10 protein-coding genes and 1 pseudogene are annotated in these 9,433 nt (G+C 67.6%); 4 read left to right on the top strand and 7 right to left on the bottom strand.

Features of this window, described 5'->3' with window-relative positions:
* On the top strand, positions 1 to 127 hold a 127-nt coding region (locus tag G6024_RS07090), incomplete at its 5' end, for a response regulator transcription factor (protein WP_235027795.1).
* Here G6024_RS07090 and G6024_RS07085 read toward each other — a convergent pair.
* Positions 75 to 1,373 (bottom strand): annotated as a pseudogene (locus G6024_RS07085) (MFS transporter). The gene G6024_RS07090 and the pseudogene G6024_RS07085 overlap by 53 nt on opposite strands.
* Positions 1,374 to 1,557: 184 nt before the next feature.
* Between G6024_RS07085 and G6024_RS07080 the strand changes: the two are divergent.
* Together G6024_RS07080 and tal are read left to right on the top strand one after the other, a co-directional pair.
* The gene (locus G6024_RS07080) at positions 1,558 to 2,367 is read left to right on the top strand and encodes an SDR family NAD(P)-dependent oxidoreductase (protein ID WP_159148366.1); all 810 of its coding nucleotides are present in this window, start codon (positions 1,558 to 1,560) and stop codon (positions 2,365 to 2,367) included.
* A 56-nt stretch (positions 2,368 to 2,423) separates the two neighbouring features.
* Complete coding sequence (gene tal / locus G6024_RS07075) at positions 2,424 to 3,536, top strand: transaldolase (RefSeq protein ID WP_159148365.1); 1,113 nt, start codon at positions 2,424 to 2,426, stop codon at positions 3,534 to 3,536.
* A gap of 106 nt (positions 3,537 to 3,642) precedes the next feature.
* Here tal and G6024_RS07070 read toward each other — a convergent pair whose 3' ends face one another.
* The 6 genes from G6024_RS07070 to G6024_RS07045 all read right to left on the bottom strand — a co-directional run bounded on the left by G6024_RS07070 (position 3,643) and on the right by G6024_RS07045 (position 8,883).
* On the bottom strand, positions 3,643 to 4,443 hold the full coding sequence (locus tag G6024_RS07070; RefSeq protein ID WP_159148364.1) for a metal-dependent hydrolase: 801 nt from the start codon (positions 4,441 to 4,443) through the stop codon (positions 3,643 to 3,645).
* A 175-nt stretch (positions 4,444 to 4,618) separates the two neighbouring features.
* Positions 4,619 to 6,442, bottom strand: coding sequence for a replicative DNA helicase (gene dnaB / locus G6024_RS07065; RefSeq protein ID WP_159148363.1), 1,824 nt, complete (start codon positions 6,440 to 6,442; stop codon positions 4,619 to 4,621).
* 486 nt (positions 6,443 to 6,928) lie between these two features.
* The gene (rplI, locus tag G6024_RS07060) at positions 6,929 to 7,381 is read right to left on the bottom strand and encodes a 50S ribosomal protein L9 (protein ID WP_067720010.1); all 453 of its coding nucleotides are present in this window, start codon (positions 7,379 to 7,381) and stop codon (positions 6,929 to 6,931) included.
* 115 nt (positions 7,382 to 7,496) lie between these two features.
* Positions 7,497 to 8,072, bottom strand: coding sequence for a single-stranded DNA-binding protein (locus G6024_RS07055; RefSeq protein WP_067720013.1), 576 nt, complete (start codon positions 8,070 to 8,072; stop codon positions 7,497 to 7,499).
* A 105-nt stretch (positions 8,073 to 8,177) separates the two neighbouring features.
* Complete coding sequence (gene rpsF, locus G6024_RS07050) at positions 8,178 to 8,465, bottom strand: 30S ribosomal protein S6 (RefSeq protein WP_067720016.1); 288 nt, start codon at positions 8,463 to 8,465, stop codon at positions 8,178 to 8,180.
* Positions 8,466 to 8,622: 157 nt separating this feature from the next.
* Positions 8,623 to 8,883, bottom strand: coding sequence for a LuxR C-terminal-related transcriptional regulator (locus G6024_RS07045; protein ID WP_067720216.1), 261 nt, complete (start codon positions 8,881 to 8,883; stop codon positions 8,623 to 8,625).
* Between the two features lie 278 nt (positions 8,884 to 9,161).
* Between G6024_RS07045 and G6024_RS07040 the strand changes: the two genes are divergently transcribed.
* A partial coding sequence (locus tag G6024_RS07040; protein WP_159148362.1) for a hypothetical protein occupies positions 9,162 to 9,433 on the top strand: 272 nt, incomplete at its 3' end.

The raw sequence follows: 9,433 nt of genomic DNA, 5'->3' as shown, positions 1-9,433 counted from the left end.
GGCCGCCGCGTCGCTGCACGTGTCGGAGGCGACGGTCAAGACCCACCTCGTCCACGTCTTCGACAAGCTCGGCGTCACCTCGCGGACCGCGGCGGTGGCGCGGGCACGTGAGCTGGGCCTGGTGTGACGGTCTCGTACATGCGGATCGCCACGGCGGCCGCCGACACGGCGCTGACCGCGGCGGCGGCCCACACCGCGGCGTGCATTCCCATGGCGTCGGCGACGATCCCCCCGAACACCGCGCCGACCGCGTATCCCAGGTCGCGCCACACGCGGTAGACCCCCACGGCTCGTCCCCGCCAGACGGGGTGGGCCACGTCGCCGATCGTCGCCAACAGCGTGGGATAGACCATCGCGGTCCCGGCTCCCAGGATCACGGTCCCGACCGCCCACGTGCTGAATCCACTGCCGAGCGCGATGACGACCAGGGCGACCGCCTGGGTGGCCATTCCCACCGAGATCAGGTGCTTGCGGCCGATCCGGTCCGAGAGCGCGCCGGTGAACAGCTGTCCCACGCCCCAGACGGCGGGGTAGAGCGCGAACAGGAGCCCGATCTGCCCCACGGACAGACCCGCGGTGGCGAACAACAGGGGGAACAGTCCCCAGGACAGCCCGAAGTTGAGGTTGTTGACGAGCCCGGCCTGGCTGGCCGAGGACAGAGCCGGTTCCTAGAAGCTGGTCTGGATCGCGATCTCGCGGTCCGTCATGTCGGCGTGGAGATGGTCGTGCAGTCCGTCGGGGCGGGCGGTGTGCCGCCCCGCGTCCACCAGGGCGTGATCGCGGGTCTCGCGGACGAAGATCCCGGACAGCACAAGGGCCAGGGCCGTATAGGCCACTCCGATCAGGAACGGCGCCGGTCGCAGACCGTACTGCCCGGCCAGGTAGCCGGCGAGCAGCGAGGTCACCGCGACCGCGCCGTATCCTGCCGCCTCGTTGAGCCCCATCGCCAGACCACGCTGTCGCGGCCCGACGAGGTCGATCTTCATGACCACGGTCGTGGACCAGGTCAGGCCCTGGTTGATGCCCAGCAGGATGTTCGCGGCCACCACCCAGCCCCAATCGGGCGCCCAGATGAGCATGAGCGGGACCGGGATGGCGAAGAGCCACCCGACCAACAGGACGGGTTTGCGTCCGTATCGATCCGAGAATGTCCCGGCGAAGTAGTTCGCGATCGCCTTGGTGACACCGAAGGCCGCGACGTAGGTGAAGATGAAGGTGTAGCCGGTCAGGCCGAAGACGTCCGTCGCCAGCAGGGGCAGCACGGTCTGCTGCTGTCCCACCATGCCGCCGACCAGCGCATTGATCGCCACCAGCAGCGTGAACTGGGCGGCGTTGGCCTTGAGACCGAGTACGGGTGCGCGTTCGGTGGGCATGCTCCCCTTTCATGACTGAGTCCGCTGTGTGGTCAGCCCACGGCGCACTATACCCCAGCGGGTATTGATCCTGCCGGTTTCGCCAACTGTACACAGTTGACTACAGTCAGGCTGTACACACTTGACTACAGCGGCGAGGTCAGCGCTTGTCCCGCCTCGCCCCGCACCCACATCGGAGGATCATATGACCGGAACCCGTCCCGAGATCACGGCCACACCCGGCACGGATCGCGCGAACCGCCTGGCCGGAAAGACCGCGATCGTCACCGGTGGCGGGCAGGGCGTGGGCCGCGGGATCTCGCTCGGCTTGGCCGAGTCAGGCGCCTCGGTCCTGCTGGTCGGGCGGACGGTGGAGAAGCTCGAGAAGGTCGCCGAGGAGATTCGCGCGATCGGCGGTGCGGCCGAATGCCTGCCGGTCAACATCACCGCGGAGGGCGCACCCGAGGCGATCGTGGACGCAGCTGTCACGCATTTCGGAGGGGTCGACATCCTCGTCAACAACGCGAACATGGCCCGGCCCCTGCCACTGTCCGACTACCCCGACGACGGTTTTCGCAAGGCCTTCGAGTCCGGCCCCCGCGTGTCGCTCACGCTGATGAAGCTGACCCGCCCACTCATGGCGCAGAGGGGCGGTGGGGTGATCATCAACCTGGTGACCTCGGCAGCCGTCCGGTGGGATCCCTCCAACTACGGCATCTACGGAGCCGTGAAGGAGAGCATGCGCGCCCTCACACGGGCCGCCACGTACGAATGGGCCGGCGACGGAATCCGCGCTCTCAACGTCGCTCCGCATGCCCACAGTCCCGGGCTGGACTGGTGGATGGAAAACAACCCCGAGGAAGCCGCCGAGTTCCTCTCCGCCATCCCCGCCGGCCGCGTGGGTGACCCGGTGACCGACATCGGCCGCCCGGTCGCCTGGCTCTGCTCGGCGGAGGCCTCGTACCTGAGCGGAGCGACCATCCCGCTCGACGGGGGCCAATCCCGCTGGGGCTGACCACCGCCCTCCCCCAGCCGCATCACCAACTGTCAGTTCGATCAGGAGCACAAACGATGTCCCAGAATGCGCAACTTGCCGAGCTGTCCCGAGCCGGGGTGTCGGTCTGGCTCGACGACCTGTCCCGGGACCTCATCTCCTCCGGACGCCTCGCGGAACTGGTGGAGACCCGGTCTGTGGTCGGGGTGACGACGAACCCGGCGATCTTCCACGCCGCGCTGACGAGCGGGACGGCGTACGACCAGCAGGTCAGCCACCTCCGAGGCCGAGGTCATGAGGTGGACGCCGTGATCCAGGCCGTCACCACCGACGATGTCCGTGCCGCCTGCGACATCCTGGCGCCGGTGTACGAGCGAACCGGGACAGTAGACGGGCGAATATCGATCGAGGTCGATCCGCGACTGGCTCACGATGCCGAGGCCACGGTGGCACAGGCAAAGGAGCTGTGGCAGATCGTGAACCGACCCAACCTGCTGATCAAGATTCCGGCCACCGCGGCCGGGCTGGAGGCGATCAGTCGGGTGCTGGCCGAAGGCATCAGCGTGAACGTCACACTGATCTTCTCCGTCGAGCGCTACACACAGGTCGTTCAGTCCTACCTGGACGGTCTGGACGCCGCCGCCCTGGCCGGCCACGACCTGTCGTCCATCCACTCCGTGGCGTCGTTCTTCGTCTCGCGGGTCGATACCGAGGTCGATGCCAGACTCGAGGCCATCGGCACACCGGCCGCGCTGGCCCTGAAGGGCCAGGCCGCGCTGGCCAATGCCTGGCTGGCCTACGCCGAGTATCAGCAGCACTTCGAGAGCTCCGACCGGTTCCGGAGCCTGGCCGGCCGCGGCGCCCGACCGCAGCGGCCGCTGTGGGCGTCCACCGGCGTGAAGGACACGCGGTACAACGACACCCTCTATGTCAGTGAGTTGGTCGCACCGGCGACGGTCAACACGATGCCGGCGGCGACCATCGAGTCGTTCGCCGTCCACGGAGTCATTTCTTCGGAATCGAGCACCACAAGGTTTGCCGAGCCTGCAGCGCTGTTCGAGGCGCTCGGTGAGGTCGGGATCGACATGAGTGACGTCTTCGCTCAGCTTGAGCGCGAGGGCGTCGCCAAGTTCGACACGGCCTGGAACGAACTGATCACAGCGATGGGCGCACAACTAGCGTCCGGGTGAGCGCACGCCTTGGTTCCACCGTCTGCGAAATCGGCACGCCGCCGCGACGGGTCTTGCAAGAGAAGGACTCGTGGACGACGCCGCTTGTTCGCTACCGGACCCCGTCTCAGTGGAAGGTGCCGGCCACCCAGGGTGCGCCGATCAGGTGTGGCGCCCGCACCACGCAGTAGGCCAAAACAACTGTGACGCCGGTACAGGCAGCGGCCAACATTCTGTCCATGCCGGCGCCCGCACGGATTCGCAGTGGTCCCGGTAGGCGGAAGTTCCACCATCGCTCGCCTCCGATACTGACGACGCCGCCGAGTAGAGGCACGCCCCGCTTGGTGATCACGTCGCCGAGGAGGTGCATCGCGACACCGGCAGTGACCGCTGCGCCGAGCGCGGCGCTGCCGACCGAAGCCGGCAGCGCAAACCACACCGCTACTGCAAGGGCCAACGAGAGCCCGGTGACGTAGATCCAATCCTGCTTCTTGGCCCAGTTCGGTGCCAGGCCGCGTATGGCCAGGCCAAGCATGAAGAACAGCACCCCGATAGCGCCGTTCTTACCGAACGCCGAGACGAGGGCGGCCGTGCCGGCGCCCGCAAGAAGTGCGAACCACAACGTGTGGGTCGCGGTGCGGTGCCCGTTGCTGATCCGGGCGTCCTTGCGCGTCATCGTCACGTCGTAGATAGTCTTCGAGACCCGCTCCGTGATGTGGGCGAGGGCCCTCGAGGCCAGCCCGAAGCTGCGGGCCAGCGTGCTCTGCGGTGTGTCGAGATCCGGGAGAAGCGCCGCTCCGGCGGTGACACCCGCAAACACGAGCACCTCCGTGGGTGAGGTGGCCCCACCCCATTCGACTGGGAGGAAGGCCCCGATAGCCAACCCCGCGCCGGCGCCGCTCATCGCGTGCGTAGGTCCCATCACCATGTGCAGCGCACCTTACTGTCCACCGAGGCTCGCCCCCGGATACGGACCGGGCCCCCTGGCCCAGAGCGACCGCACCGACGATGGATCTCGCCAACCGTGCGCTGAACGCCCAGCGGCAATTCACTGACACCGTAGCGTCGGGCTGACAACCTGTTTCCACAACCGACGACGAGAGCTACAGCCCCCGCGCCATGTCCACGAAACGCGAGTAATGGAGCTGATGCGCCACCGTGATCGTGGACGTGGGACCACCGCGGTGCTTGCCCAGGATCAGGTCCGCCTCGCCGGCCCGAGGGTCGTCGCGCTCGGAGGCGTCCGGGCGGTGCAGCAGCATGACGATGTCGGCGTCCTGCTCCAGTGAGCCGGACTCACGCAGGTCGGACACCTGGGGACGCTTGTCGGTTCGCTGCTCGGGGCCACGGTTCAGCTGGGAGATCGCGATCAATGGGACGTCGATCTCCTTGGCCAACAGCTTGAGCTGACGAGAGAACTCGGAGACCTCCTGCTGACGGGACTCGACCTTCTTGCCCGACGACATCAGCTGCAGGTAGTCCACCACGATCAGCCGCAGGTCGTGCTTCTGCTTGAGCCGGCGGGCCTTGGCGCGGATCTCCATCATCGTCATGTTGGGCGAGTCATCGATGAAGAGCGGCGCCTCGGAGATCTCGCCCATGCGCCGGGCCATCCGGGTCCAGTCCTCATCGCTCATCTTGCCGGACTTCATATCGGACAACTTCACGCGCGCCTCGGCGCTCATGAGGCGCATGACGATCTCGGTACGGCTCATCTCCAGCGAGAACACCACCGAGGAGAGCCCGTGCTTGATGGAGCAGGACCGCATGATGTCCAGGCCGATGGTCGAGTTGTGCGTGGGGATCGCGGTGGGCCCGACCAGATACAGGTGATCGGCGGCGGCGACCTCGATGCACCTGACCGGGACGCTCTCCGCACTGCGCACGTCGGTGATGAGCCGGGCCGCCCGGCCGGAACCGGGATTCTCGGGGACGACGATGCCGAAGTCGCAGACCAACATGAGGGTGTCGAGTGACTTGGTGGTGACGACCTGCTCGGTGCCGCCCATCTCGATACGCCACTCGTGCTCGGCGTCGGCGACCAGCTCGGTGCCGTCGTTGAACCGCACTGTGAAGCACGGGCGGTCCTGCCACACCTCGGTCACGGCGACAACCTCGGTGGGCTGCCCGTCGGCATCCAGCACCCGGTCCCCCACGGCGACCTCGCCCATGGTGGTCTGCCCGTCGGGCGTGGGCAGGACGGTGTCGAGGGCCAGCGCCTTACCCACGCCGGGGCGGGCGGCGATGATGATCATCTGGCCACCGTGCAGACCGTTGGTCACGGCGTCCAGGTCGGCGAATCCGGTGGGCACACCCTGGGCGAGCCCACCAGCGGTGTGGATCGCGTCGATCTCGTCCATCGTGGGCTGCAGCAGCTCCTCGATGATCACGAAGTCCTCGGTGGTGCGCCGCTCGGTGACCTCGAAGATCTCCGCCTGGGCGCGGTCCACCACTTCGGCGACGTCCGCGCCCTCGGACCCCGAGTAGCCGAACTGCACGATCCGGGTGCCGGCGTCGACCAGGCGACGCAGCACCGCCTTCTCCGCGACGATCTGCGCGTAGTACCCGGCGTTGGCCGCGGTGGGGACGGTGGAGATGAGCGTGTGCAGGTAAGGGGCACCGCCGGCACGGCGGAGGTCGCCCCGGCGGTCGAGCTCGGCGGCCACGGTGACGGCGTCTGCCGGCTCACCGCGTGCGTACAGGTCGAGGATGACGTCGTAGATCGCCTGGTGCGCGGGCTTGTAGAAGTCGCCCGGCTGGATCTCCTCCACCACGTCCGCGATGGCGTCCTTGCTCAACAGCATCCCGCCGAGCACGGACTGCTCGGCGGTGAGGTCCTGCGGCGGGGTGCGGCCGAACTCCCCGCCGCCACCTTCATCCGGCGGAGGCGGCATCTCGCCGGGACCGCTGAATCCCCCCTGCGCCATGACCGCTCCTCTCCGCTGTAGAACTCGTACCGCCACCGACCCCGATCAGGCACCGACCCGAACGGGCACCGACCCTGAACAGGCGCCGAGCGACCCCTCCACTGTAGGTCACCGGACCGACACGCCCGACGCCCCGCCCACCCGGTTATCCACAGGTTTGTCCACATTTGCGAGAGAGCACCTGTGGACAACTGTGAATGGATGTGGGTTACGCAGGGCCGATGGGCGTATCACTGTGGACAACCGGTGGAAACCGCTGGCCACTTTCAGCAAAACCGCAGGTCACCATCATCGTCGCAGGTCGCGGCGCCGGTGGAGAACGGCGCTTACCACGTCACAAACAGGGACACAATGGATAACGAAAGATGAACGGCACTGATCCGAGAACCGTCCGGGCCCTAGTCATTACAACTAGTTATCCACAGGCCGTCCACAAAAGCGAGGGCCCCGACCGTCACTGTGACGATCGGGGCCCTTCGCGGTGAATCAGGCGGGGACGACCTCGACCGCGACGCGCGCGGTGGTGTCGTGACCCAGGTCGACGACGACGCTGTGGGCGCCGGTCGACTTGATGTGCTCCTTGGGCATCTCGACGGCACGCTTGTCGAGAGTCGGTCCGCCCGCGGCCTTGATGGCAGAGGCGACATCGCCCGCGGTGACCGAGCCGAACAGCTTGCCGGTGTCCGAGGTCTTGACCGCGACCTTGACGTCGGCCAGCGACTCGAGCTTCTGCTTGAGCTCGTTGGCGTGGTCCGAGTCGCGCACCTCACGAGCCTCCTGGGCCCGCTTGATGGAGTCGACCTGGCGCTCGGCGCCACGGGTGGCCACGATGGCCAGCCCGCGCGGGAGCAGGAAGTTACGACCGTATCCGCCCTTGACCTCGACGATGTCGCCCGGCGCACCGAGCTTGTCGACGTCGGCGGTGAGGATCAGCTTCATGATCCGTCTACCTTTCTTTCCTCCGACGGACCCGACCTGGGCCGGGATGTCGCGAGGTCATGTCTCATGCTTATGGGGTGGGACGCGGGTGGCGCCCCGGGGAATTCGACGCGCTCTAGAACGGGGGCTCGTCGTCCATGCCACCGAAGCCACCGGAACCGCCGGCCTGCGGGGCGCTGCCCCACGGGTCGTCGTTCTGCTGACCACGGCCCTGGCCGCCGCCGTAACCGCCCTGCGGCTGACCGCCACCCTGGAAGCCGCCGCCCTGCTGGCCGCCACCCTGGAAACCGCCGCCCTGCTGGCCGCCGCCCCCGCCGCCTTCACGGTTGGTGCGGGTCACCTTGGCGGTGGCGTACTTGAGCGACGGGCCGACCTCGTCGACCTCCACCTCGTAGACGGTGCGCTTCTCGCCCTCACGGGTTTCATACGACCGCTGGCGCAGCCGACCGTTGACGATGACGCGCATGCCCTTCTGGAGCGACTCGGCGACGTTCTCCGCCGCCTGCCGCCAGACGTTGCAGGTGAGGAACAGGCCTTCGCCGTCCTCCCACTGGTTGGTCTGCGAATTGAAGCGACGTGGCGTGGAGGCGATCCGGAAGTTCGCCACCGCGGCACCCGACGGCGTGAACCGCAGCTCGGGGTCCGCGACGATGTTCCCGACCACTGTGATAGGGGTGTCGCCCTGTGCCATGCGCTTGTCCTCCGTGTTGAAGCCGGCGTATTACAGCCTGAGGTGGATGGTGATCGAAGGCCGACCGACCGCGCCCAGATTACCGGTGCGGTCGGACACTCCGGGTCACTTGTCGGCGCGGAGCACCTTGGTGCGGAGAACGTTCTCGTTCAGACCGAGCTGACGATCCAGCTCCTTGACCGCGTCCGGCTCGGACTTGATCTGCGCGACGGCGTAGATGCCCTCGGTCTGCTTGTTGATCTCGTAGGCGAAGCGGCGCTTCCCCCAGACATCGACCTTGTCGACCGATCCGCCCTCTTGCCGGATCACGTTGAGGAACGTGTCCAGCGACGGCGCCACGGTGCGCTCGTCGAGACTCGGATCGAGGATGACCATCACTTCGTATTGACGCATGGGACCTCATCACCTCCTGTGGACTACAGATTCGGCCACGGTGTCTCCGTGGCAGGAGGGTCGTTGCGTCAGCAACCGCTCAAGGCTACCCCGGTGACCTCGGCAGACGAAATCCCCGTCGGCGGCGGCAGCGCCGTCGCACGGGCGCGCCACCCCCTCACAGGTCGTCGAGTCTGACGTAGCCGTCCTCCACCGCTCGCAGCAGCAACCGGACCTTGGTCCGCGCGGGCCGGCCGACGGCGTCGTACTTGGAGCGCACCCGCTGGATGTAGGTGCTGACGGTGGAGTCGGCCAGGAACAGCCGCTCGGTGACCTCGCGCTTGCTGTCCGAGGCGAGCCAGGCGATGAGGACCTCGACCTCCCGGTCACTGAGGTCCGGACGGGCCGCGGCGGGGCGGAAAGGAATCGTGGCGGTCATGGCGCCCTCTCGTTCGATGAGTTCCGATTCATTCTGGCGACGGCCGGTCACGGCGTGAACTTCCCCCGAATTGTCAGTACAAGTCCGTACGGATGCGTCCTACGATCGTATGAAACCCCAGCACATGGCCTCCGAATCCCTTCCGTACGCCGGCCGCTCGGCCGTACGATGTGACCGTGCACACCCCCCGCGAGCCCGTCGAGGGCACAGTTGGACGATCAGCTCCTTCTCAGATTCAGACTCGTGAGGAGCTCGGCACCGCGCTCACCGCTCTCCGGGTGACGGCCGGACTCTCGGTCCGCGACGTCGTGCGGCTGGTCCCCTCCCTGACCCTCGGGACCGCCTCGGGCTGGTTCTCGGGCCAGCACGTGCCGACCCGCGCGAGCGAGGCGACGCTCGTAGAGCTGCTCCGTCTGCTCGGTGTCGGCGGGGACGCGGGCTCCGATACGGACCCTGCCGGCACGGACCCGGCTGGCACGGACCCCGCCCGCGCAGACTCCGCCGCCGCCGCCACCATCGACGAGTGGCGGGCGGCCGTCGAGCGGGTCCG

The sequence above is a fragment of the Dietzia maris genome (genome assembly GCF_014144855.1).
Classification (GTDB): Bacteria; Actinomycetota; Actinomycetes; order Mycobacteriales; family Mycobacteriaceae; genus Dietzia; species Dietzia kunjamensis.
This window is presented reverse-complemented; position numbering and strand designations above follow the sequence as displayed.